Origin of the sequence: Cohaesibacter marisflavi, from assembly GCF_900115225.1 — a bacterium.
GTDB classification, from domain to species: domain Bacteria; phylum Pseudomonadota; class Alphaproteobacteria; order Rhizobiales; family Cohaesibacteraceae; genus Cohaesibacter; species Cohaesibacter marisflavi.
In genome coordinates this window covers 622,489-645,898 of record NZ_FOVR01000001.1, presented here as the reverse complement: position 1 = coordinate 645,898, position 23,410 = coordinate 622,489, and the positions used below count along the sequence as shown (strand labels likewise).

20 protein-coding genes and 2 riboswitches are annotated in these 23,410 nt (G+C 55.7%); of the genes, 3 read left to right on the top strand and 17 right to left on the bottom strand.

Annotated elements, in window-relative coordinates:
* The first annotated feature begins 5 nt into the window (after window positions 1-5).
* Window positions 6-1,349 carry a cobyrinic acid a,c-diamide synthase CobB gene (locus BM258_RS02940; RefSeq protein ID WP_244544567.1) on the top strand — a complete coding sequence of 448 codons (1,344 nt, stop codon included), beginning with the start codon at window positions 6-8 and terminating at the stop codon, window positions 1,347-1,349.
* A gap of 33 nt (window positions 1,350-1,382) precedes the next feature.
* On the opposite strand, the gene cobM is transcribed toward BM258_RS02940, so the two are convergent.
* From cobM to BM258_RS02855, 17 genes are all read right to left on the bottom strand, one after another.
* Complete coding sequence (gene cobM / locus BM258_RS02935) at window positions 1,383-2,159, bottom strand: precorrin-4 C(11)-methyltransferase (RefSeq protein WP_090068648.1); 777 nt, start codon at window positions 2,157-2,159, stop codon at window positions 1,383-1,385.
* Window positions 2,156-4,006, bottom strand: a complete 1,851-nt coding sequence (cobJ, locus tag BM258_RS02930) for a precorrin-3B C(17)-methyltransferase (protein ID WP_244544566.1) — start codon at window positions 4,004-4,006, stop codon at window positions 2,156-2,158. Before cobJ ends, cobM begins: the two co-directional genes overlap by 4 nt.
* Entirely contained in the window at window positions 4,006-4,725 is a 720-nt protein-coding gene (gene cobI / locus BM258_RS02925) for a precorrin-2 C(20)-methyltransferase (protein ID WP_090068644.1), read from the bottom strand. The genes cobJ and cobI overlap by 1 nt, the downstream gene beginning before the upstream one ends.
* A complete protein-coding gene (gene cbiE / locus BM258_RS02920) occupies window positions 4,718-5,980 on the bottom strand; it encodes a precorrin-6y C5,15-methyltransferase (decarboxylating) subunit CbiE (RefSeq protein WP_090068642.1) in 1,263 nt (420 codons plus the stop codon). The genes cobI and cbiE overlap by 8 nt, the downstream gene beginning before the upstream one ends.
* Before the next feature lie 14 nt (window positions 5,981-5,994).
* The gene (locus tag BM258_RS02915; RefSeq protein ID WP_090068639.1) at window positions 5,995-6,675 is read right to left on the bottom strand and encodes a precorrin-8X methylmutase; all 681 of its coding nucleotides are present in this window, start codon (window positions 6,673-6,675) and stop codon (window positions 5,995-5,997) included.
* A gap of 62 nt (window positions 6,676-6,737) precedes the next feature.
* Window positions 6,738-7,946, bottom strand: coding sequence for a sirohydrochlorin chelatase (locus BM258_RS02910; RefSeq protein ID WP_090068637.1), 1,209 nt, complete (start codon window positions 7,944-7,946; stop codon window positions 6,738-6,740).
* 238 nt (window positions 7,947-8,184) lie between these two features.
* Window positions 8,185-8,832 (bottom strand): energy-coupling factor ABC transporter ATP-binding protein, encoded by a 648-nt coding sequence (locus tag BM258_RS02905; protein ID WP_090068635.1) that lies wholly within the window; start codon window positions 8,830-8,832, stop codon window positions 8,185-8,187.
* Entirely contained in the window at window positions 8,816-9,637 is an 822-nt protein-coding gene (gene cbiQ / locus BM258_RS02900; protein ID WP_090068633.1) for a cobalt ECF transporter T component CbiQ, read from the bottom strand. The genes BM258_RS02905 and cbiQ overlap by 17 nt, the downstream gene beginning before the upstream one ends.
* Complete coding sequence (locus tag BM258_RS02895; protein WP_210186630.1) at window positions 9,634-10,329, bottom strand: cobalt ABC transporter permease; 696 nt, start codon at window positions 10,327-10,329, stop codon at window positions 9,634-9,636. The genes cbiQ and BM258_RS02895 overlap by 4 nt, the downstream gene beginning before the upstream one ends.
* Window positions 10,326-10,949 (bottom strand): cobalt transporter CbiM, encoded by a 624-nt coding sequence (gene cbiM / locus BM258_RS02890; RefSeq protein WP_090068632.1) that lies wholly within the window; start codon window positions 10,947-10,949, stop codon window positions 10,326-10,328. The genes BM258_RS02895 and cbiM overlap by 4 nt, the downstream gene beginning before the upstream one ends.
* 29 nt (window positions 10,950-10,978) lie before the next feature.
* Window positions 10,979-11,770, bottom strand: a complete 792-nt coding sequence (locus BM258_RS02885) for a DUF4198 domain-containing protein (RefSeq protein WP_090068630.1) — start codon at window positions 11,768-11,770, stop codon at window positions 10,979-10,981.
* Window positions 11,771-11,925: 155 nt separating this feature from the next.
* A riboswitch (cobalamin riboswitch) is annotated at window positions 11,926-12,147 on the bottom strand.
* Between the two features lie 85 nt (window positions 12,148-12,232).
* Window positions 12,233-12,862 (bottom strand): cob(I)yrinic acid a,c-diamide adenosyltransferase, encoded by a 630-nt coding sequence (cobO, locus tag BM258_RS02880; RefSeq protein WP_244544565.1) that lies wholly within the window; start codon window positions 12,860-12,862, stop codon window positions 12,233-12,235.
* Window positions 12,859-16,647: a cobaltochelatase subunit CobN gene (gene cobN / locus BM258_RS02875; protein ID WP_090068627.1), complete on the bottom strand. Its 3,789-nt coding sequence runs from the start codon at window positions 16,645-16,647 to the stop codon at window positions 12,859-12,861. The genes cobO and cobN overlap by 4 nt, the downstream gene beginning before the upstream one ends.
* Window positions 16,648-16,694: 47 nt before the next feature.
* The gene (cobW, locus tag BM258_RS02870) at window positions 16,695-17,804 is read right to left on the bottom strand and encodes a cobalamin biosynthesis protein CobW (RefSeq protein WP_090068625.1); all 1,110 of its coding nucleotides are present in this window, start codon (window positions 17,802-17,804) and stop codon (window positions 16,695-16,697) included.
* Between the two features lie 9 nt (window positions 17,805-17,813).
* Window positions 17,814-18,230, bottom strand: coding sequence for a DUF1636 family protein (locus BM258_RS02865; protein ID WP_090068623.1), 417 nt, complete (start codon window positions 18,228-18,230; stop codon window positions 17,814-17,816).
* A 135-nt stretch (window positions 18,231-18,365) separates the two neighbouring features.
* Window positions 18,366-18,579, bottom strand: a riboswitch (cobalamin riboswitch).
* 203 nt (window positions 18,580-18,782) lie between these two features.
* Entirely contained in the window at window positions 18,783-19,244 is a 462-nt protein-coding gene (locus tag BM258_RS02860) for an RpiB/LacA/LacB family sugar-phosphate isomerase (RefSeq protein WP_090068620.1), read from the bottom strand.
* Window positions 19,245-19,536: 292 nt separating this feature from the next.
* Window positions 19,537-20,319: a DeoR/GlpR family DNA-binding transcription regulator gene (locus BM258_RS02855; protein ID WP_090068618.1), complete on the bottom strand. Its 783-nt coding sequence runs from the start codon at window positions 20,317-20,319 to the stop codon at window positions 19,537-19,539.
* Window positions 20,320-20,498: 179 nt separating this feature from the next.
* Between BM258_RS02855 and tkt the strand changes: the two genes are divergently transcribed.
* Complete coding sequence (tkt, locus tag BM258_RS02850; protein WP_090068616.1) at window positions 20,499-22,529, top strand: transketolase; 2,031 nt, start codon at window positions 20,499-20,501, stop codon at window positions 22,527-22,529.
* Between the two features lie 116 nt (window positions 22,530-22,645).
* Window positions 22,646-23,299, top strand: coding sequence for a fructose-6-phosphate aldolase (gene fsa / locus BM258_RS02845; RefSeq protein WP_090068614.1), 654 nt, complete (start codon window positions 22,646-22,648; stop codon window positions 23,297-23,299).
* Window positions 23,300-23,410: the final 111 nt, after the last annotated feature.

Sequence of the window (23,410 nt, the reverse complement as noted above, 5' to 3'; positions counted from 1 at the left end):
CCTTCATGAGCACCATGCCACTTCTGCCCACGGGGCTTATTCTCGCAGCAAGTAGCTCGAACGCAGGCAAGACCACGCTATCGCTTGGCTTACAACGTCTCCTGAGCCGTAGAGGCCTCCACGTCACTCCCGCCAAGTGCGGGCCGGACTATATCGATCCGGCTTTTCATGCTGTGGCATCCGGGCAGTCATCCATCAATCTGGACCCTTGGGCCATGACCCGCGAGGATCTGCAAGCGCGAGCCCTGCGGCAGAGCAGTCTTGGCGATCTACTCTTTGTAGAAGGCGTAATGGGATTGTTTGATGGCGCGGCCAAAGGGCAAGGCTCCACAGCAGCGTTGGCGCATGCTCTCGGACTACCGGTCATTCTCGTTCTGGACGTCAAGGGTCAGGCACAGACAGCGGCCGCGATTGCCAAAGGTCTGTGTGAGTTTGACCCTGCGCTAACGATTGGCGGTATCCTGCTCAATCGCGTCGGCTCCAAAGCTCATGAACATCTATTGCGTGAGGCATTTGAGCCACTTGATCTGCCAATCGTTGGTGCAGTGCGCGGCTCGGATCAGTTGCAATTGCCCTCCCGCCATCTGGGTCTTGTGCAAGCGGGTGAACATGACGGTCTTGACGAGATGATCGACCGGATTGCTGACCATATGTCAGAGGACGTTGATCTTGATCTTATCCTGGAGATTGCCAATAAACATAAGGGAAAGACTCCTGTGCCTTCGGGCATTGCCGCTCCCCTTCAGTCTCTCCCCCCTTTAGGACAGCATATAGCCATCGCGCGGGATGAGGCTTTCAGTTTTATCTATCCGCATCTCTTGCAAGACTGGTCTGATCAGGGGGCCGACCTATCCTTCTTCTCCCCCCTTGCCGATGAGCCCCCCTACCAAGATGCGGATGCCATCTATCTTCCAGGCGGATATCCGGAGCTTCATCTGGACAGGCTGGCTTGTGCCGCAACCTTCAGGCAGGCTATGCGCTCTGCGGCTGAGCGCAATGTTCTGATCTTTGGAGAATGCGGGGGCTATATGACGCTGGGGCGGTCTATTATATCGGCTGATGGGGTTGAAACCCCCATGCTGGATCTGTTGCCCATCACCACCAGTTTCGCCGAGACAAAACTATCGCTTGGTTATCGCCAGCTGTCGCATCAATCCGCTCTGCCTTGGGCTTCCCAACTGGCTGCCCATGAGTTCCATTATGCGACCATTACCCTGATGGGTGAAGCAGACCCGCTCTTTGAAGCACGGACGGCAGCCGACAGGGCTCTTGCTTCAATGGGGCAACGGGTTGGATCCGTACATGGCTCCTTTGCCCATATCATCGCCCCATTGAAAAATCAGGTTTGAAGGGTAAGGCGCTTTAGCCCCTCACCCATTCGCTTAGCCTTTCTTGCTGGCCTTTTTCGGCAGGCGCAGGATATGCTCAAACTCAGCGTCATACAGCTTGGACTCTTCGAAATTCTGCGCGCCCAAAGCAGGACCGACAAGAATGAGCGCCGTGCGGGTGAGTTTGGACTCGCGAATTTTCTGGCGCAAGGTTCCAAGCGTCGCATGGATGAAAGTCTGGTCTGGCCACCCTACGCGATAGGCGATCACTGCGGGGCAATCTTCGCCATAATGCGGCGTTAGCTCCCGCTCGATATGGGCAGAATTGCGCACCGACAGATGAATGGCCATGGTTGCACCGGATTGACCGAGTATCGCGAGGCTTTCCCGCTCCGGCATGGAGGAGGATTTCATCGACGTCCGCGTCAGGATAATGCTCTGGGCAATACCAGGAATGGTCAGTTCCGTCCCCAGAGCTGCGGCAGCGGCAGCAAAGGCAGGAACGCCGGGCACCACTTCATAAGGGATTTCCAGCGCATTAAGGCGCCGCATCTGTTCGGCAATCGCCCCATAGATGGAGGGGTCACCCGAATGGACGCGCGCCACATCCTTGCCCTCGGCATGGGCCTGTTTAATATCCTCGATGATTTCATCGAGATTCATGGCTGCTGTGTCTTTGACGAGAGCCCCTTCAGGCGCCTCGGCCACAGTGGCTTCCGGCACCAGAGAGCCAGCAAAGAGGCAGACAGGGCAGCGTTGGATAAGCTTTAGCCCACGCACGGTGATAAGGTCCGGCGCACCGGGGCCAGCTCCGATAAAATAGACAGTCATTCCCTGTTCTCTCCATCAATTCTTTTTGCATATCCGCGCGGGGTGTAAGCCATCCAGCCATTATCCCCTACGGAGCGATCACCAGAGCGCCACTGGCGCGATTGAGACGAGCCCACAAGCACGACCGTCAACATATCGACTTCTTCGATGTCCAGCGTCGCAAGGGTGCGCATCTTTAGCTCTTCATCCGGTCGGCCCAGATTGGACGCGAGCAGAACCGGCGTTTCTTCCGGGCGTTTGGTGAGCAGCATTTCCTTGGCACGCAACAACTGGGTTCTGCGCTTTTTGGAAACGGGATTGTAGAAGGCAACCACGAAGTCTCCTTCTGCAGCTGCTTTGACGCGCTGCTCAATGGTCTCCCAAGGCGTCAGCAAGTCTGAAAGCGAGATGGTGCAGAAGTCATGGCCAAGCAACGCACCAAAGCGTGCCGAGGCAGCCTGCAACGCAGAAATACCCGACACATGTGTGAGCGCCACCCGCTTGGCGGCATCCGACACGCCGCCATTGTCGGCATCACGGTCCAGCAGCTCCATAACCAGAGCGCCCATAGCGTAGATACCACCATCACCAGAACAAATTAGAGCTACATCATGGCCCTTGCCTGCTTCTTCCAGCGCATAGCGGCAGCGGTCTTTCTCGCTCCCCATGGGGAAGTCACATCTGCGTTCGTCATCGGCCATCGGGCCGAGCAGATCGAGATAGAATTTATAGCCGACGAGTTTTTCAGCACTGGCAATGAGGCTGGTCGCCTCGGGTGTACGCCAATAGGGCGTACCCGGACCAATGCCGATCACGGCCAGTGAGCCGCGCTTCTTACCGGGCATCTCAGCTTTGAAAGGCTCGGCGGCAAGTCCGATGGCGCAGGTGGCTTTATCCGATTTCACTTTGGCAACCAGAAGCGAGCCTTCAGACCCTGCGGCGGCAAGGGCTGCTCCTTCTGCAACGCCATGACACCCAACCTCGGCAAAAACCACATCGGAAGGATTTTTCAAACGCTCTTTCTCGGCTTCCAGCTCTTCTACCGCGAAGAAACGGGCCGGCACAGAAAAGTGTGCAGCAGCCTGATGGATTGCATCTTCATCCATTTTGACATCGATGGATGCCAGCAGGCCTATCGCTTCTGGCGCAAGGCTGTTGCTTGCCAGCACACTTTCAATATGGGTGATCAAATCAGCGGCAGCTATGCCCCGTTCGCAGCCCACCCCAACGACGAGTTTTTGCGGGCTATAGGTCAGGCTTGTTTCCGTGCTTGCTTCCGGCACGGGGGCAAAGCTCGCATCAAGACTGATGGCAGCGCTATCGGCACGGGCAATCTCGCTATTGTCCAGCCAATCCAGATCGGATGAAACAGAGACAGCTTCGCCATCAACGATCCGCGCCATAACGGCGGCTGCCTTTTTGGCATGCTGCAGTTTCCAGCCCTTTGGTGGATTGTCGAGCGCCAAGCGGTAACGGCAATCACCAGCAGTGGTGACAGCAGCATGGGCGCTCAGCGCCTCGGCGAGCAGATGAGCCAGATCGTTGGCGCCATGATGTCCGCCCAGCAGTGGCACGACCGACTTGCCATCGCGAGCAACGGCCAACACTGGTGGCTCATCAAACTTGCTATCGAGAAGTGGCGCAAGGGCGCGAATGACAATACCGCTGGCATAAAGCGCAACGATCGCCCGGCCTTGAGAAAACACCCCCTTGAGATGGGCCAGACTATCAGCAAAGGAGACATCGAAGCCTTCTATCTCGCCCTTGCCATGCAGCTCCACCGGATGACCGGCATTCTTGAGTGCAGTCTTGATGGAGACGGCCAGTTCACCTGCTGCCGCACTTGGGCAGACAATGGTAATAGGCATTAGTTTTTCCATGCTTCGTCCCCGTCATAAATAAGGATCATTGAGAAATAAGGCGCTGTGGCGTCCTCAAGCTCGGCAAGCGGGATGGCCTTCTCATTGGCCAGCGTTGCCCGCTCGACATAACCGGCGCGCTTCATGAGATCGAGTTTATCCAACAGGGAGCGCAGGCGCGGCAAATGACGCCCCACCTTCATGATGGCAAAGGAACCGCCAAGCTTCAGGCGGGCTTCCAGCTCTTCGTCCGACATCGGGCCAGCAAGCACCGTCAGCACATCATTGCGACTGACAAGCGGCTGCTTCAGCCGGCAGGCACAAGCGACAATGGAGGTTACGCCGGGAATGATGTCGGTTTCGAAATCACCAGCCAACCGGTCGTAAAGATACATGAAGGTGCCGTAGAAGAAGGGATCGCCTTCGCACAGGAACACCACGTCATTGCCCGCTTCCAGCTGAGCGCGAACCTCGACAGCCCCAACGTCATAGGCGTCCTGAGCGGCTTTACGCTCCGGCCGCATGGGCACCGCTATGGAAATCTCTTTCGTGCCTTCCGCGATATGTGCCTTGGCGATATCGCGGGCAAAGCTGTCGCCCCCTTCTGGTGCCGGATAGGCAATCGTGGTGGCATTGCTGATAAGCCGGGCGGCCTTGAGAGTGATCAGGTCAGGATCTCCCGGACCAACCCCCACGCCGTAAAGGGTGCCTTTATTCTTGCTAGTCATTGATTGTGTTTCTCGTCTTGGTCTCTAAGGGCTTGATGAAAGCCCATTGTGTCACTGGCATGGATGGTTTCCAGCCGAAATAGGGGCCGACAGGCGTCGCCCTTGATATGGAAAGTCTTGTCAGCTCGCCGCCATGCTTTTCGAACATCTCAAGAAGCAGATGCTCTGAGCCGAGGGTAACCGCATGGGCCACAAGGCGTCCGCCGGGCTTCAAGGCTTCAAGGCAATAGGCAACGACCTCTTGAGACAAGCCACCGCCGATAAAAACAGCATCGGGGGCGTCCTGTCCTTCAAGGCCTGCGGGGGCTGTGTCGGCAATGAGCTTGAAGCCTGGAACGCCCAAGCTGTCGGCATTGTGCCGAGCAAGGGTCCGGCGTTTTTCCTGTGGCTCTATGCCGATGGCACGGCATGTGCGATGGCTACGCAGCCATTCAATCGCAACCGAGCCACAGCCGGTGCCTATATCCCACAACAGCGCGCCGGGATGGGGCATAAGCTTGGCAAGCGCACTGGCGCGGATATCCCGCTTGGTCATCTTGCCATCATGCTCGAAGGCCTCATCGGGCAAACCGGCCTGGATGGGGTACCAGCTTTGCAAATGCTTCGGTAGCGCGATAGCGAGCACATTCAGATCGGCGAAGTGTTCTTCTCCAACAGCCAAGTCTCTGGCTGTTGCACAGACCATGCGTTCTGCTGCACCGCCCAGATGCTCCAGAATGGTCAACTCGGCATCCTCGATACCGCGCGCGCAAAGCTGGCTGGCAACCTCCTTTGGTGACGCCCCATCTCGTGACAAAACAAGCAGGCGTGCCCCCGGACAATAATGTGGCAAGAGTGTTTCGATGCTGCGCCCGTGAATGGTCAGCTTTTCAGCTTTATCCAGCGGCCAACCCAATCGACTGGCAGCGAGGCTGAAAGATCCGGGGAACGGCAGTACACGCATATCATTTCTCTGGAAATGACGTGACAGCGTTCCGCCAATGCCAAAATACATCGGATCGCCGCTGGCCAGCACGACGACGGACGTGCCTCTAAGGCTTTCCAATTCCTCAAAGGCGCCAGAGAATGGCGTTGGCCAGCCTCTCTTGTCAGCGCCGTCGGCCAGATCATCGGGTATCATGGCCAAATGCCGTGCGCCGCCATAGATGGTTTTCGCTTCGGCGATAAGCGACCATGCCAGATCACCAAGGCCATCAAGCCCATCTTCGCCGATGCCGATTACGCTCAGCCATGGTGCTTTTTGCTGTTGGTTCATCAATCCGCTCGCTCCTACATCGGTTTGTCACTCTGACCAAGCGCAGCAATGGCCAAAGCATTGACGGCCGCGCTCGCCATGGGCGTTCCGCCCCGGCGGCCGAGCATTGCGATATAGTCAAGCTCAAGCTCTGCGGCTTCACCGACCAAGGCCTGTTTGGATTCCGCAGCACCAACAAAGCCAACGGGAAAGCCGAGCACCAGAGCTGGCTTCCCTGCCCCTTGCCGCACCATTTCCAAAAGCCGGAAAAGCGCGGTGGGAGCATTACCGATAGCGACGATTGACCCTTCCAGATGAGGCCGCCACAGCTCCATGGCTGCGGCTGTTCTGGTGGTTTTCATTTCATTGGCAATGTCTGAAACTTGCGGATCGTTCAAAGTGACCAGAACGCGGTTCTTTGACAGCGCAGCCCCTTGAGCGAAAAAGCGCGGAGAGATGCCTCCGGCAACCATTTGCGTATCCACCAGAATGGTCGTGCCCCGCGTGAGAGCCGCAAGGCCCGTGTCCGCCGCGTTTGGCGAAAAGCGCAAGTCAGCGACGAGATCCGTCATGCCGACAGAATGCATCAGCCGAACAGCAACCGGTTCAAGCGATGGAGGCAAGGTGGCCAGCGCGTCGCCAGCTTCTTGCCTGATGATGGAGAAGGAGCTGGCATAGATTGCTGCCGGATCCTTCTCATAGTGATGTGACGTCATCTTGATACATCCACCCCTTCTCCGGGCAAGCGATGGCTTAGGCCACCGCTCCCGAGAAAGGTTCAGTCCTTCTTGTACATGCTCTTGGGACCAAGCGGATGATCGGCCTGCGGATAGGGATGGTGATGATGGTCGTGCCCATCGCCATGAGAGTGGTCATGCCCGTGGTCATGACTATGTCCATGGTGATGAACATGATCGTGCGCGTGATCGTGACTGTGATCATGATGGTGAGAGTGACCATGATCATGGCCGTGACCTTGGGAGTGAGCGTGGTCGTGGCCATGATCATGGTGGGAATGCTCCGACGAAGGGTGATGCTTGAGACATTCGTTGGTGCATTTATTATCTTCGCAATATTCGCAGTCTTTGGTGTCCACCCCTTCAACATGATGGTGGTGGCTTTCCTGCTGCAGGCCGACTTCAGCCTCGAACCCCAGAACCTGCGCACGATATTTGCACAGCTGACAGTTCATGTTGTTGGTGCCTTCCAGAATTTCCTGAACGCGATCCTCGAAGGTTTCGATCACATAGTCCTGATCATTCAGATAAGCCGCCTTGACGAACTGGATCTCCGGATGACGTGCAGCGACTTCATCTGTGAAATTGTAGATGCGGCGCACGAGGATGCCGGTGAAGAGGAAATAAGGGAACACGATAATGCGCTTGTAGCCAAGCTTGGCGGCATGCTCGAGGCCCGGTTCGACCAGCGGGAATGTCACGCCAGAATAGCAAACCTCGCCCCAGCCAAAGCCCATGCCTTCCCAAAGCATCCGCATCAGCTTGTTGACGTTTGAGTTGGCATCAGGATCGGAGGCTCCACGGCCTACAACCATCAACAATGTGTCGGTCAAAGGCACTTCGCCATGCTCAACATTGGCAGCGTCCACCGCTTCCTGTACGCGCGCGCCGGCGGCCTTGATCATCTTGATATCGAGGCCAAGCTCGCGCCCATATTCAATGGTCACGCCAGGCTTCTTGGCCTGATAGGCATTGAGAACAGACGGAATATCATTCTTGGCGTGGCCCGCAGCAAATAACATACCCGGCACAGCCAGAATACGGGTGCATCCCTGCTCAACCAGTTTGTCGAGACCATTCGAAAGCACCGGATTGGCAAATTCAAGATAGCCGTAATCAACCGGCCAATCAGGAAAGCGCGGGCGCAGGCGCTCGGCCAGTTTGGCAAACTGGTCGACAGCTTCCTTGTTGCGACTGCCATGGCCGCAAATCATCAGGCCTAGTTTTTCTTCGTGATTGGAACTGGTCATTCTGGTCCCCTGTGGTTTTCTCATCATGAGCCGCAATGGCTCCTTGTCTGGTTTTCAGCAGGGGGTTGAAACAGTCCGGCCGCGCACGATCCGATCTCTTTCTTCCAACCTGCAGGTCAGTCTTGGCATCCGGCTTGGATCGGCCTCACTGACTTGATTTTCAGCCCCCGTCATGGGAGGCGCTGCAAAGCATTGGGCCGGGTTTTCATCTCCCGGCAGTTGGTTTGGTGTCATCTCATCAAAAGATCTGACCATTCTCCATTTTTACGGTTCGCGTCACGACCTTTTCCCGAAAGGCGCGATCGTGGCTGACGATAATCATTGCCTGTGGCAGCGAAAGAAGTATTTCGATAAGCCGAATGCGTGTCTTCTCATCCAGATCGTTCGTCGGCTCATCAAGCAGCAGAATATCTGGCTTCATGGCGATGACCGTTGCCAGCGCGACCAGCCTTTTCTGTCCGCCAGATAGCCGATGCGTGACCCGCTCTTTGAGGTGAGACAGGTTCAAAAGCGCCAAAGTCTCCTCAACGATAGCATCCGCCTCAGCGCGGCTGTAGCCCAAATTGAGCGGACCGAAGGCGATGTCTTCCTTGACGGTCGGACAGAAGAGCTGGTCATCAGGATCCTGGAACACCAACCCGACACGACGGCGTAGCTGGATGAAGTCCTCTTCGGTCACAAAATCCTGCCCGAATGCGGTGATGCGTCCATCGTGGGACTTATAAAGGCCCACCAGCACCTGCAAAAAGGTACTCTTGCCGACCCCATTGTCGCCGACCAGTCCGACCCTTTCGCCTTCTTCAAGCGCGAGTGACGCACCGCTCAGACATGGTGCGCTGCCATGATAGGCATAGCTCAGCTTATCTGTTTCAAGCAGCAACGACATGCAACATCTCCAAGGCCAAGAGCGACAGCACAAAAAGGCACGCTATCATCGAAAAGGTCAAGTCGCGTCTTGTATAGTCGAAATCCTTGAGCAAATGAAATTGTCCGTTAAATCCCCGGCATTTCATTGCCATAAGAATGCGCTCGGAGCGCTCGAAAGACCGAATGAGCAGCATGCCGACAAGATAGCCGACGCTCTTGTAGGTGTGCAGATTGTTGCCGGGAGCAAATCCTCTGCATTTCATCGCCGTTTTGAGCCGCAGATATTCGGCGTGCAGCACCTCGACATAGCGCACAGTAAACAGCAACAGATGTACGAGCCTTTCGGGCACCTTCAATTTGGCCAGCGCTTGCCCGAAGGTAACAGCGTCAATGGTTGCCAACAGCGCCAGAGAGGCCATAACAATGGCATTGGCGCGCAACAGAATGACAATGGCCTGCCTCAAGCCTTCATAACTGGCAGAGAAGCCAAAGACAGATGCCATTTCTGTACCGGGCGTCGTAAAAGGCAGCATGACAAGCAACAGAATGATGAAACTATCCACCGTCAAAACCCGTTTGAGGGAGGTGACAAAAGGCATTCTTGCTTGCAGCAGCAGAAACAGACCACCCAAAAAGGCAATCCCCAGGGGAAGGAGTTTGTCCAATTGGACCACGCAAATGGAGAAGACAAACACGGCGACAATTCTCACGCGCGGATCCAGTTCACGGATCCAGAGGCGATGAGAAAAGATTGCGCCAATGCTGTTTGCCTCTGCCCTGCCCAGCCCTTTGGCTCGACCTGCATCCCCCAGAATATCGCTCATGCGGTTTCCTTCGCTGTAGCCGACAGTTTCTTGCGCTCACCGCGCGCGGCGACATAAAAGCCGATGCCGAACAATCCGCAGATGTAGCCGATACCACCAAGGATCGCCTGCATATCGTTCTTCTCCGTATATTCAGAGATCACTTTACGCAGTGGCTTGGTCTCGTTGCGCACAGCTTTGGCAAATTCTGGTTTGAAAGTTTCGAGCTGTTGGTGAACCTCTGCCGCAATGAGTTTCTGCAAGGCTTCCGGGCTGAGGCCTGCGGTTGCTGCCGCATCACCATCTGTGCCTTCACTGATCTCTTCGAGAACAGCGGACACCTCTGCTATCGCCTCACTTTCTTTTGCGTCACCCCCGATCGCATCGGGAAGTTCATCAACAGCCATATGGTAAGTGCCAATATGCCCAGCACCAAGATTGGCCTTGAAAGTCAGAGGCACCTTCACGGTTGGCGTATATCGGAATATGCCGTCTTCGTCTGTTTTGGTTTCACCAAGTTTGGCACCGTCATCAGCAAACACTTCAACCGTTGTATCCGACGACATATCACCGTTGGAAAATCCTAATTCTCCCTCGATGGCTTCACCATCCGCATAAGCGGACATAATAACCTTGTGGGCCAATGCTGGAGAGGCAAATGCGCAAACAAGAAGAAGCAGGCCTGCCGTCGCCATTTGTTTCAATCGGATCATCGGGCTCCCCCCTTGTTCATTGCATGCAAAAGTTCCGGCTTCACTTTGTGGATGAGGTAGATGGCCGCAGCCGACAGAAGCCCCTCAATGATCATGATCGGGATATGAGCCACGAAGACAATTTTCGCCTGAAGTGCAAAATTGTCACCTGAGAAGCCAAGTGCCAGAGCAACAAAGAGCGTCGTCAAGGCGATGGCCAATGCTCCGGCAAAGCCACCAAATACAGCAGCAAGACTGGACGATGTGGTTCGGATCAAAAACGGATTGACCATCAAACCAACCAATACGGCGGGCGCGGCGATATTCAGGGTATTCACCCCGAGCACCGATATACCTCCGAAGGCGAAAAAGACGGCTTGCAGAAGCAACGCCACGAACAATGCGGGAAAGGCAGCCCAGCCGAGAATAATCCCGGCCAGACCGTTCAGGATGAGATGCACGCTCGAAAATCCCAGCGGAACATGGATCAGCGATGCAACAAAAAATGTTGCACTGAGCACACCCGCAGCCGGAATGAGGTCCATCGTCAACTTCCGCAAGCCTACGACGATGCCAACTGCGGACATAGCGGACCCCACAATCAGCACCTCGTTGGAAAGAGCACCATCAACGATATGCATGGCGCACCCTCCGGCTGTGACATGGAAGGCTATTTGAGGTCATAAGCTCTCACCCAAATAACAGCATCCTGGGAAAGCTCCTTGCCTTCAAACTCGGTATCAGGCCCTGTGCCAAGAGCCGCAAAGCCCCAGAAGCCAGCCTTTGGAATACCGAAGGTGAAATAGCCATTCTCATCGGAAAGAGCGACAAGCGCTCCACCCGGAGCCGGTTTGGCAGACGCCATTTGCGGCTTGTTGGCATCCATATCCGGCTCCGCCGCCATATATTCGATCTCGATTTCAGCACCTGCCACCGGCTTGCCTTGCGAAAGGACGCGCCCGGTAAAAGTGGATCCGGCAAGAATATTGGTCGGCTTGTTGAGCGGGACTATTTCGGTTTTGAGCCCAGCGGGTTCATTCCAATCAGTGGGAAGCCCGCCCTTATTCAGATAGCTCTTAGCGATCTGCTGGATATAGATATCTTCGCTCTCTTCATAATAGGGAGCAGGCCGCACGACGAGCGTATAGTCGCCGCTGCGCTTAACCTTCACACTGGCGTCGAACGCATCTGCGTCATTGGCTGAGCCCTGAAAACGCATGGGCACCAGTGTGTCCATCAGGTCAATCTTCTTGCCTTTATGCAGGGCATAAAAGGCTTCCGGCGTGCCCATATCCATAACATGGCCATTTTCAAACGGATGCCAGAATATGAGTTTCAGCGGAACATCGCCCGCTTTGACCAGATTAACCTGTGGGGTATAGACCAGCTGAAAATGCGCATTAGCGGCGCTGGAAACCATGAGGGCGGAAGCTAAAAGCGCCCCTGTCAGTAATTTATGCATAGAGTCATCTCCTGTCGGCAACAAGCCAATTTGGAGACGCTGTGGGAATGGAAGTATCGGCAAGGGACTGCTGGTGTAAAATAGGGCACCAGACTATCTCTCTACCCAACGCTCACCCCGGCGTCTTGTTTAGAGGCGGCAAGGCTGACTATTCAGCCTGTACCAGTCTGATGGCAGGTCTCCTGGCTCACGGGTCATAGCAATTGACTAAACCTTCCCAACACCCCGGTGTCAGTGGATTTCTCTAATCAATCGCTCGCCGCTTACAGTTGCGGGGGCAGCCATGGAGTCGGTCCCTGATGGGTAAGCCTCACCATGTTCCCTTTTCATTTTCTCATCACGCCTGGACGAGAAAAACCATCGAACAATTCATGTGTAGGATTGCAAGCAAGGCATGTCAACTCGCCTTTGGCCCGCCCTATGATTTGGACACAGAAAAGCTGAATTAAATCAGCAATTTTCCTAATACTCGATGCCTTCCTGTGCCTTGATACCAGACCGGAACGGATGCTTGATCAGCGTCATTTCGGTCACCAGATCCGCAATTTCAATTAGCTCATCCTTTGCGTTGCGACCGGTGATAACAACATGGGTATCATCTGGCTTTTCTTCGCTCAGGAACTCCACGATTTCCTCAATCGGCAGATAGTCATAACGCAAGACGATGTTTAACTCATCCAGCAGCACGAAGCGGTTTTCCGGATCGAGAATCGCTTCCTTTGCCGCGTCCCATGCTGCGCGGGCATTGGCGATGTCCTTGTTACGATCCTGCGTCTCCCAAGTGAAGCCCTCGCCCATGGCCTTGATCGTTACCTGCTCGGGGAACTTTTCCAGCATACGCTTTTCGCCCGAATCCCAAGCACCCTTGACGAACTGGATGACGGCGATCTTATGCCCGTGTCCGATGGAGCGGAAGGCCATGCCGAAGGCGGCGGTGGATTTGCCCTTGCCCTTGCCCGTATGAACGATGATCAGGCCTTTTTCCTCGGTCTTGGTGGCGAGGATTTTTTCACGCGCGGCCTTTTTCTTTTTCATCTTTTCTGCATGGCGAGCGTCGAGCTCTTCCTGCGTCATACCGTCTGTCTTTTTCATAGGAACTCCCCTTCCTGCTGAGTGGCTGGTTTCTTGTTTTCTTCCAGATTGAATCGGGCACTGTTAGACTTGGGCGTCCAGAGGCCTCGATCAAGCGCCTCCAAAAAGCGATCAATCATATCATCATAAGCGGGCCGGTTCTTGTCCTTGAGGAAATCGGCAACAGCATCATCCTCGATATAGGCCTCATAGAGCTGATCGAAATGGTGATCGCCAACGGCGTTGGTCGTCGCGGCAAAGGCAAACAGGTAATCAAGCGTTGCTGCGATTTCGAACGCGCCCTTATAGCCATGGCGCATCACACCGGCGATCCATTTCGGGTTCGCCGCCCGCCCACGCACAACGCGTGCGATTTCCTCATCCAGCGTGCGAATAACGGGGCGCTCGGCGCGGGAATGATCATTGTGATAGACCTTCGGTGCAGCGCCACGGAAGCTCTCGACACTGGCAGCAAGCCCGCCTTCAAACTGGTAATAGTCGTCCGAGTCGAGCAGATCATGCTCGCGATTATCCTGATTCTGGATCACCGCATCGACTTTTGACAAACGGCGCTTGAGACTGTCGGCGGCACGGTCACCATATTGCCCGGCGCCATAGGCAAATCCACCCCATGCCACAAAGGCCTCGGCAAAGTCCGAGCGCTTGTCCCAGATTTTCTCGTCGATCAGCGCCTGAAGCCCCGCCCCATAAGCCCCCGGCATGGACCCGAACACACGGAACGTAGATTGCCTGCGGGCCAGATCAGCGTCAACGCCCTGCGCTTCGGCCTCGGCCCTTTCGCGGCGCACACGGGCGGCCAGCGGGTTGGCGTCCTCGTCTTCATCTAACTCGGATACCTGCCGCACGGCGCTATCGAACAGATCGATCTGATGGGGAAAAGCATCGCGGAAGAAGCCCGAAATGCGCAAGGTCACATCCACGCGCGGGCGCCGCAATTCTTCAAGCCGCAGCACCTCTATGCCTGTCACACGTCCCGATGCCGGTTCCCAGACCGGACGGACACCCAGCAGGGCCAGCGCCTGTGCAATATCATCGCCACCTGTGCGCATGTTGGACGTGCCCCAACAGGTCAGTACGATGGCTTGAAGCCATTCCCCCTCATCCTGAAAGTGGCGTTCCATCAGCCGCTCGGCAGAGAGTTCTCCGATGGCCCAAGCCGTTTTGGAAGGCACGGAGCGCACATCGACTGCAAAGAAATTGCGTCCCGTTGGCAGAACGTCCGGCCGGCCTCTTGTGGGGGCTCCCGAGGGACCGGGCGGCACAAACCGTCCGCCAAGACCAGCCAGCAGATGACTGGTTTCTTCGGGCCCGCAGGCATCAATCGCTGCGCTGAGGTCTCCCTCTACCCAATTGAGCACAGCCATTGTTGCCTCAAACCCGTCAGGGCAGACCACCTCCCCTGCAACCAACGCCTTGGCGAGCAGCTCGATCCGCTCGACCGTATCGCCGCAATGGCGCCACAGGGCGTCTGAAAGACGGGCAAGAAGATCAGGGCGCGGACCGTCCCATGCTTTGGCAAAATCGCAATCCAGAGGATCGAAGCGGACGCCAGCCACTGTAAGGTCGAGATCCGCAGCTATGGCGCGGTGGAGAGACTGCTGAGCGGGTTCGTTGCCGCGCGGCACGCGCGCTATGGCGACCAGCAAATCGGTTCGATAGCCCCCTTCAGGCGAGGCACCCAGAATATGCAAGCCATCGCGGATTTGCAGCTCTTTCAGGTCGCACAAATGGGTGTCCAGTTGCTGCAGTGCGGTCTGGTTGTCATCATCCGCCCCCACGCCAGCATCCTTATCAAGGCCGGTTCGGCTGGCCAGAAAGCGGATTTCCTCCAGCAGCTTGTCCGATCGGCGCGGATCCACCCCTTGCGCGGTGTAGAATTCATCCACCAGCGCTTCCAGCTCTTCGCCTGCGCCATGGCTTTCGGCGCGGGTGAGCGGCGGTGTCAGATGATCAATGATCACCGCGCTGGTGCGGCGCTTGGCCTGACAGCCTTCGCCTGGGTCATTGACGATGAAGGGATAGAGATGCGGCACCGGCCCGAACACGGCTTCGGGATAGCAAGCTTCACTGAGCGCGAGGGCCTTGCCCGGCAGCCATTCAAGATTGCCATGCTTGCCTGCATGAATGACCGCATGGATGCCATAGACCTGCCGCAGCCAGAAATAGAAGGCGAAGTAATTGTGCGGCGGAACCAGATCAGGATCGTGATAGGTATCTTTGGGGTCGATATTATACCCACGGGCGGGCTGCACCCCGATGGCCAGATTTCCAAAGGTGAGGATCGCTAGCTGGAACGCTTCGCCGGTGACCATCGGGTCATCCTCTGGCGGTCCCCAGCGAGCCACGACGCCGTTCTGAACGGCCTCAGGCAGTGCCTCAAACATGGCCCTATAGTCGGCCAGAGTCAGCTGGTTCTCGCTCTGGCGGATGGCCTTGCCCAGTGCGTTGGTCGGCCCTTTGAGGATCTGCTGCATCAGCGCGTCGGCATCTTCGGGCACAGGGCCAACCTTATAACCCGCATGTTGCATCGCCCTCATCAAGGCGACAACGGAGGCTGGACTATCCAGCCCAACCCCATTGGCGATGCGGCTGTCCTTGTTGGGATAGTTTGCCAACACCACGCCAACCTTGCGGCTTTTGGGTTCGGAACTGCGCAAGCGCGCCCAGCCTTTCGCCAAGGCAGCGACATACGCAATCCTGTCGCCATGTGGAACCAATTCGACGGGCTTATAGTACGTCTTGCTATCCAGCGCGCCCTCTTCCTTGAAGGCTATGGCGCGGCTAAGAATGCGTCCATCCAACTCGGGCAGAACCACATGCATGGCCAGATCTCGCGCAGAGAGACCGCGCGGGCTTTCTTCCCACGCCAGCTTGCTGGAACCAGAGAGAATGACCTGGAGCACCGGACAATCATACTGATCCAGAATGGTAGGCTCGTAAGCCTGCCCGGCCTTGGATAGAGCAAAAGCGGTGCAATTGAGCAATACAGCGGGTGGCAACTGGGCTAAAGCGCCTTGTAGGAATTCCTGCGCCTCGAAGTCCTTCAAGCTCGGTAGAAAGATCGGCAAGGCATGCAGCCCGTTTGCCTCAAGCGCTTCTGCAAGCGCATCAATCGGCGCCGTCATAGCGCTTTGCACGTAAGACCGGTAAAAGAGAATTGGCACCACAGCTTTTTGCGTTTCATTGGCTACATCAGCCAAATAGCGCTGTAGACCCTCCTCGCCGCTAAAGCTCTCCCCGTGTTTGAGAATGCCCACGCGCGGCAAAGGCACAGGATGGGGCACAGCCTCTATGTCCCCCGCGATCAACGCCTCGGCAAACCGAAGCGCAAGGGCCATATTCTCTACTCCCCCCTCAACACAATAGCGCCAGAGTTGCCGCACAATGGCCACCGGTTCGCTCGACCATTCTGCCAGGCTTTCATCCCACTTGTCATCGCCGGGCATGACGAGCAATTTGACATCATAGCCGCGCGAAAGCTTCTTGAGCTGCTCTAGCCCGTAACGCCAATATTCAACACCGCCAAGAAGACGCAGCACGATGACTTTTGCGTGGCTCGCGGTCTGATCCACATAGAGATCAACCGAATAGGGATGCCCCAGCGCCATAAGGTTGGCCAGACGCACCGAGGCGGCCTCATCGGGGCGAGACCGTGCCGACATGGCAAATGCTGAAAGTTCGCTATCAGCAGAAGACAGAATGAGGATATCACCGGGGGTCTGCCCCAGATCTACGGCTTCTTCGCCGTCATCAATCCGTCCTGCATCAGGCGCCAGTATATGCATGTGGGTACGGTCCTTATTGTCTTCGGCCTTATTATCGTTGGTCTTCTTTAGCCCAGTGTCTTGTTGGCGCGATCAAGATCGAAATCCTTAAGACCAATGACCACCAGCCCAGTCGAGCTCTCAGCCCCCGGATCAAACCAGCTTTCCACGCGGCGCCCGACCGCTTGCACCACAACGCGTGCTTTTTTGCCTTCAATCGCCGCATAGCCTTTGACGCGCAGGACACCGGACTGAGCCAGAACATCTGATACGGCCTGTTTAAGCGCATCCATCGAGGCAAAGGCGCGCGGTGCGACAACTGCCGAATGGAAGTCATCATGGTCGTGATGGTGGTGATGATGGTGATGATGGTGGAGGTCATGATCATCATCGTGCTCGTGATCGTGATCATGGTCGTCATTGTGATGGTGATGATCATGCGCGGCTTCTCGGCTGTCGAGATCCTCTTCCGCGCCCGCTTCAAGGCCCAAAAGCACAGCGGTCGAAACATTGCCATTGGCCGAGTGAATGGTTTTCACCCCATCGCGCCGATGCTCCGCAATGATCGCTTCCACCCTCGCCATGGCATCTTCATCAATGAGATCAGCCTTGGAAATCACAATCATGTCCGCGCATTTGAGCTGATCATTGAAGAGCTCATCAATCGGATTTTCGTGATCGATTGAGTCATCCTGTTCCCGTTGACGCACAACGGCCTCTTCATCGACGCTATAGTGGCCTTCGCTCAGCGCTGCGGCATCGGCGATGGTAATCACGCCGTCGACGGTCACTGAAGCGCGCACGCTGGGCCATTGGAAGGCCTGAACAAGAGGCTGAGGCAATGCAAGACCAGACGTTTCGATAACGACATGCTCCGGACGCGGTTCGCGCTTGAGCAACATTTCCATGGTCGGCAGGAATTCGTCGGCCACCGTGCAGCAGATGCAGCCGTTTTTCAGTTCGACAACATCGTCTTCGGTGCAATTGGGATTGCCGCAGCTGGAAATCATTTCGCCGTCGAACCCCATATCGCCAAATTCATTGACGATGAGGGCAATTTTCTTGTCCCCGGCCTGTTCAATCAGATGGCGGATAAGCGTGGTTTTGCCGGAGCCGAGAAAGCCGGTCACAACGGTGGCTGGAATTTTGGGCGATGACAGAGGAGCCTTGAAAGACATGATGAGCCTCTAGGAGTCGTTTGAGAATTCAGAAGGGAAAGGATGTAACCGGGCGATGGTGTTCTTGCGAATATGCTGCGGGCGTTCGCGCCATTGCGGCAAGCCGTCTTCAGCCTCGACATAGCTTTTTGCAAAGGCAACAAGATCGTCGACCCTGTCGGCGCTGCTGTCGAGTTCTCCGACGACGAACTGATATTTGTCCTTTGCCAGAAGAGCGACAACACAGCTGCGCTTGCAGCTGCTCATGCAACGGGCGGCCTGAATGACGAGTTGGCCATCCAGATCGGCATCGGCCTTCACAGCGGATTGCACCGCGCCAAGCAGCTTCTCGCCCTCAGGACATTCTGTGGCTAGTCTTTCCGGATTCTGTTTGACTGCCGCGCTGTTGCAAGTGCTGCAGATTTGCAAAATTGCCTTATTTTTCAAAGCATGATCCTAACTTCGCATCAAAGCATGAAGGCTTTTGATACCGAGTTCAACGAAACACGCCGATAGCAGGGAGGGAAAAGCAAGGAAGCAAAAATCAATTTGCCTCATCTCCGATACACCCCGACCGGTTAGTGAGAATAGTGGTGGCTGGCAGGTCTCCTGGCTCACGGTCTTGCGCCCTGCTCCCTTCCCAAACCCTTTGGTTCAGTGGTTACAAAACAAGGCAATCCGCTTACAGTTGCGGGGGCAGCCATGGCATAGGCCCCGAGTTGGGTCGTCCGCACCATGTTCCCTTTTCATCTTCCCTGAGTCTGTCTAGGGAAGAACCATCCGATCTCTTTTTGCGTGATTGGCCCGCTGATGTCAATCTTGTTCAAAATCATTATGGTGCCTGAGGCTGGAATTTCTCCAAAGTGATACTGCGGCAAATTCGAGACCAAGACAAAGAAAAAGCCCGATACCGGATGGATCGGACTTTTCACGATAAATCGAAGCGTAGCGGCTATTTAGAGGCACTCAACAACGCTTTCGGCTTGCCTTCATGCCGGACTAGCGGTTACGCGCATCCAATTCGTCAACAGCATTGACGTTGCCTGCGGAGCGCCCGTTGACATCAAAGAATTCCGTGTTTTCAAAAAAGGTATCCGCAATGGTTTTTGCCAATTCAGCACCGATCACCCGTGCGCCCATCGTGATAATCTGGGCATTGTTGGAAAGCGCAGCGCGCTCGGCGGAATAAGTATCATGGCATTGTGCAGCCCGGATGCCGTGCACCTTGTTGGCTGACATGGCAACCCCGATACCGGTGCCGCAGCAAAGAATAGCGCGATCATATTCGCCCTTCACAACGGCAGTCGCGACGCGTTCTGCCATGTTGGCGTAGAATGGATCGGCTTGGCCCGCAACCCTTGAGACCTCGGACACCTCATATTTGCCCTGGCCTGCAAGATATTCTGCCAAAATGTGAGCAAGACCTTCGCCTGCACTATCACCGGCAACAGCAATTTTCATGATATTTCTCCCTATTCTAACTGCTGGTCATGAACAGCGACACACTCTCCCAGGCTTTCGAAACAATCAGAAAGCTTCCATGCAATGAACCCTGACGGGGAGACATTGCCGTGTGGTCGCTGGGTCGTTCTCCGGTTACCGGCACACTTTAAGGCAAGCCGGGCCAGAGAATATGAGGAGGCATGAGCACGCGCAGGGAAAACTGCAGCGCACGCCTCAAGGGGCCGAAGAGCAAACTGCATTTGCTCGGAAAGGAACCCGCACCAATTGACCGCAGCAAGAAAGGGAGAGGTCATGCACCCTCCCGGTTTGCTGCATCAGCAATGGTCAAACTGAGGCCAGCTCCCTCTATGGCGGACAGGGCACCAGCAGAGGGCGCAGTGTCTGTTATAATGTGATCAAACTCTTCAAGGTCGGCGAGTTTGTGCAAGGCGGTGTGATCAAAGCGTGCGTGATTAACCAGCAGACAGCACTTGGTGCCCGAGCGCATCATGGCGCGTTTGCTTTTGACCACCACGTCATCCATATGGAAGACTTCCAGCCCTGAAATAGCTGGCGTGGAGATGAAGGAAATATCAGCGCGCAAATTGGCAAGACAGGTTTCTGTCAGACTACCAAAATAGGCGTTGAATTTGCTCGAATAGCTTCCCCCAAGAGAAATCACTTTGATACCGGATTCTGCCCTGAGGGAATCCAGAATTGCGGCATTGTTGGTGATCACGGTCAACGGGCGTTTTCTTGGCAGGTATTTGCCCAGGAATGCTGCCATTGAGCCATCATTGACCATGACGGTCATGCCCGGATCGATCAGGTTCAACGCAGCTTCTGCCATCGCCATTTTCGCGCCTTGGCTTTGCCTTTCACGATATCTGAAGTCGCTTTCAAAGCGGGTGCCGGACTCTATGGTCGCGCCACCGCGGATCTTGCGGATCATGCCTTCGGCTTCCAGATCATCCAGATCGCGGTGAATGGTCATTTTCGAGACAACAAACTGCTCTGACAGCTTGTCGACCTCAACCTCACCCTGGGTGACCAGAAGGTCCATGATCGCCTTTTGACGGTCCTCGCGCTTCATACGGGCTCCTTTCGAATCCATCTGTTGTTACGCAATGGGCGACTATCGGACAGACTCGAGAAAAATTCAACATAACACCTATTTCACAACAAATAACACATTGCAAATGTTATTTTGAGATTTTTTATTGCATTGTTTTTCACAAAGGAGTAGTCCAAAGGCAACATGGAGGGAAAAATATGTCGGCCTATTCTTCTAAGACAGCACTTGAACACGCACGCCGCGATGCATTGGCCTTTTCTCTGGCCAACTGCATTCGGGCACTGAGCATCGATGCCGTGGAGGCCGCCAATTCGGGCCACCCCGGTGCGCCCATGGGCATGGCTGATGCGGCTACGGTACTCTATAAGAACCATCTCAAATTCGATGCCACTGCGCCTGATTGGCCAGATCGCGATCGTGTCGTGCTTTCCAATGGCCACGCCTCGGCCATGCTCTATAGCCTGTTGCATCTGACCGGTTATGAAGACATGACCAAGGAACAGCTGAAAAACTTCCGCCAAAAGGGAGCCATCACGGCGGGCCATCCTGAATATGGCCACGCCAAAGGCATAGAGACGACCACCGGTCCGCTTGGTCAGGGTATAGCCAGCGCCGTGGGCATGGCCCTCGCCGAACAGATCATGGCCAAGGATTTCGGCCCGGATCTTGTTGATCACCATACTTATGTGTTCATGGGTGACGGCTGTCTGGAAGAAGGCATCGGACAGGAAGCCATTTCCCTTGCAGGGCATCTCGGTCTTGGCAAACTGATCGTGCTATATGACGACAATGGCATCACCATTGATGGCCCGACATCGGTTTCCTTCTCCGATAACATACCCAAACGCCTGTCGGCCTGTGGCTGGCATGTCCAGAGCTGCGACGGGCATGATGCAGCCTCCATCGATGCGGCCCTGACCCTTGCCAAAGCAACCACAGACAAGCCGTCTTTGATTGCCATGAAGACGGTGATCGGGCTCGGCTCGCCAAACAAGGCAGGCACAGAATCCTGCCATGGGTCTCCACTTGGTGCGCAAGAAGCCGCCGCAGCCAAAGCAGCGCTTGACTGGACAGCGGAGCCCTTTGAAATTCCGGGCAATCTGTTGCAGGAATGGCGGATTATCGGCTCCAAGGGCAAGGAAGTACGGATGGCATGGGAAAGCCGTCTGGCACAGTCTGATGAGGCGCTGCAAGCTGAATTTCTGCGCCGCACGGCCCGCACCCTGCCCGCCGAGTTCAAGGCCGCTGTAGCGGATGCACGCAAAGCACTGTTTGACAAGCCACAAAAGGTCGCCACCCGCAAAGCCAGCCAGATGGCCCTTGAAGCGCTGGCGCCAGTATTGCCGGAATTGATCGGAGGCTCAGCTGACCTGACCGGTTCCAACCTGACGCGCGTCCCCGCACTCGACAGCCAGTTCAAAAGAGGCGAACCCGGCCGCTATATCGGCTATGGCGTACGTGAATTTGCCATGGCCGCAGCCATGAATGGCATGATGGCGCATGGAGGCATCATTCCTTATGGCGGCACCTTCATGGTCTTCTCCGATTATGCCCGCAACGGCATTCGCCTGTCAGCTCTCATGGGGATCGGCACCATTTATGTGATGACCCACGATTCCATCGGCCTTGGGGAAGATGGCCCAACTCACCAGCCGGTGGAGCATCTGGCCTCTTTGCGCGCCATGCCAAACCTGCTGACCTTCCGCCCGGCAGATGCGCTTGAAACGCTGGAATGCTGGGAGCTGGCCATTCGGAACCGCAACCGGCCTTCGCTGCTGGCCTTGTCCCGTCAGGCAGTGCCGCAGCTGCGACTGGAGGAAAGCGGCCAAAATCTTGCCGCACGCGGGGCCTATATTCTCAGGCAGGTCGGAGACGGCGAACGCGCCTTGACGCTGCTCGCGACAGGAACCGAAGTCAGCCTTGCGCTGGAAGCTGCTGAAAAGCTTACCAAAGACAAGGGCATCGCCGTGGCTGTGGTCTCCATGCCAAGCTGGGAGCTGTTCAAGGAGCAGGATGCCGACTATCGCGCCAACGTTCTTGGCACTTGCCCGCGTATTGCTGTGGAAGCAGCCGCCAAATTCGGCTGGGCCACCTTTGTTGGTGACGAAGACAATGTCATCGGCATGGACAGCTTCGGCGCCTCCGCTCCGGCAGAAGAACTGTACGAGACATTCGGCATAACAAGCGACGCCATCATCGCGCGCGCCAAAGCGCTTCTCGGACTTTAACGCGCCTTGCGTGGCGCACTGTGTTGTCGCCACGCATACACAAGACTTGAAACGCATGTCCTATACCCTCGCCACTCCCCCTTTGCGAGAGACGACATGCCAATGGGAGAGAGAGAATGAAATTTTTCGTTGATACCGCTATCATTGAAGACATTGTCGAGCTTAATGACTATGGTCTGCTTGATGGTGTGACAACCAACCCGAGCCTGATTGCCAAATCCGGACGAGACTTCAAGGAAGTCATCGCCGAGATCTGCGGCGTGGTCAGCGGACCGGTTTCCGCTGAAGTCGCCTCGATGGACTTTGACACCATGATGGCCGAAGCCGATTGCCTGAGCAAAATCGCCTCCAACGTCGTGATCAAGCTGCCGCTTACGCTTGATGGCCTCAAAGCCTGCCGTACACTGACCGATAAGGGCATCAAGACCAATGTTACCCTTTGCTTTGCAGCCAATCAGGCCCTTCTGGCCGCCAAGGCCGGTGCAACCTACATTTCGCCGTTCGTCGGTCGTCTTGATGATCTCAATCTGGATGGCATGGATCTTATCCGCGAGATCCGCACTATCTATGACAATTACGACTTCAAGACTGAAATTCTCGCAGCCTCCATCCGCTCGGCCAATCATGTGAAGGAAGCAGCATTGGCAGGCGCTGACGTGGCCACCATTCCACCATCCGTCATCAAGAGCCTGGCAAATCATGCCCTGACGGACAAAGGCCTTGATCAGTTTTCCAAGGATTGGGCTGCGACAGGTCAATCCATTCTGTGATTAGGTTCTTGTGATTGGAGCCCTTTAATTGGGCTAAGATTCAATAACATCCTCCAAGAAGAAGAGATGAAGCGGGGAAAAGCAGCCTCTGTTCCCGCTTCACATTATCGG

What these genes read in the sequence shown, in the direction of transcription:
- tkt (WP_090068616.1), top strand. Translation starts at nt 20,499, where the DNA reads ATGTCGGCCTATTCTTCTAAGACAGCACTTGAACACGCACGCCGCGAT.
- cbiQ (WP_090068633.1), bottom strand. Translation starts at nt 9,637, where the DNA reads ATGAGCGATATTCTGGGGGATGCAGGTCGAGCCAAAGGGCTGGGCAGG.
- BM258_RS02940 (WP_244544567.1), top strand. Translation starts at nt 6, where the DNA reads ATGAGCACCATGCCACTTCTGCCCACGGGGCTTATTCTCGCAGCAAGT.
- cobW (WP_090068625.1), bottom strand. Translation starts at nt 17,804, where the DNA reads ATGTCTTTCAAGGCTCCTCTGTCATCGCCCAAAATTCCAGCCACCGTT.
- BM258_RS02910 (WP_090068637.1), bottom strand. Translation starts at nt 7,946, where the DNA reads ATGACCAGTTCCAATCACGAAGAAAAACTAGGCCTGATGATTTGCGGC.
- cbiM (WP_090068632.1), bottom strand. Translation starts at nt 10,949, where the DNA reads ATGCATATCGTTGATGGTGCTCTTTCCAACGAGGTGCTGATTGTGGGG.
- BM258_RS02915 (WP_090068639.1), bottom strand. Translation starts at nt 6,675, where the DNA reads ATGACGTCACATCACTATGAGAAGGATCCGGCAGCAATCTATGCCAGC.
- BM258_RS02885 (WP_090068630.1), bottom strand. Translation starts at nt 11,770, where the DNA reads ATGCATAAATTACTGACAGGGGCGCTTTTAGCTTCCGCCCTCATGGTT.
- BM258_RS02860 (WP_090068620.1), bottom strand. Translation starts at nt 19,244, where the DNA reads ATGAAAATTGCTGTTGCCGGTGATAGTGCAGGCGAAGGTCTTGCTCAC.
- BM258_RS02855 (WP_090068618.1), bottom strand. Translation starts at nt 20,319, where the DNA reads ATGAAGCGCGAGGACCGTCAAAAGGCGATCATGGACCTTCTGGTCACC.
- cobN (WP_090068627.1), bottom strand. Translation starts at nt 16,647, where the DNA reads ATGCATATACTGGCGCCTGATGCAGGACGGATTGATGACGGCGAAGAA.
- cbiE (WP_090068642.1), bottom strand. Translation starts at nt 5,980, where the DNA reads ATGAACCAACAGCAAAAAGCACCATGGCTGAGCGTAATCGGCATCGGC.
- BM258_RS02895 (WP_210186630.1), bottom strand. Translation starts at nt 10,329, where the DNA reads ATGATCCGATTGAAACAAATGGCGACGGCAGGCCTGCTTCTTCTTGTT.
- cobM (WP_090068648.1), bottom strand. Translation starts at nt 2,159, where the DNA reads ATGACTGTCTATTTTATCGGAGCTGGCCCCGGTGCGCCGGACCTTATC.
- cobJ (WP_244544566.1), bottom strand. Translation starts at nt 4,006, where the DNA reads ATGCCTATTACCATTGTCTGCCCAAGTGCGGCAGCAGGTGAACTGGCC.
- cobO (WP_244544565.1), bottom strand. Translation starts at nt 12,862, where the DNA reads ATGAAAAAGACAGACGGTATGACGCAGGAAGAGCTCGACGCTCGCCAT.
- fsa (WP_090068614.1), top strand. Translation starts at nt 22,646, where the DNA reads ATGAAATTTTTCGTTGATACCGCTATCATTGAAGACATTGTCGAGCTT.
- cobI (WP_090068644.1), bottom strand. Translation starts at nt 4,725, where the DNA reads ATGACTAGCAAGAATAAAGGCACCCTTTACGGCGTGGGGGTTGGTCCG.
- BM258_RS02905 (WP_090068635.1), bottom strand. Translation starts at nt 8,832, where the DNA reads ATGTCGTTGCTGCTTGAAACAGATAAGCTGAGCTATGCCTATCATGGC.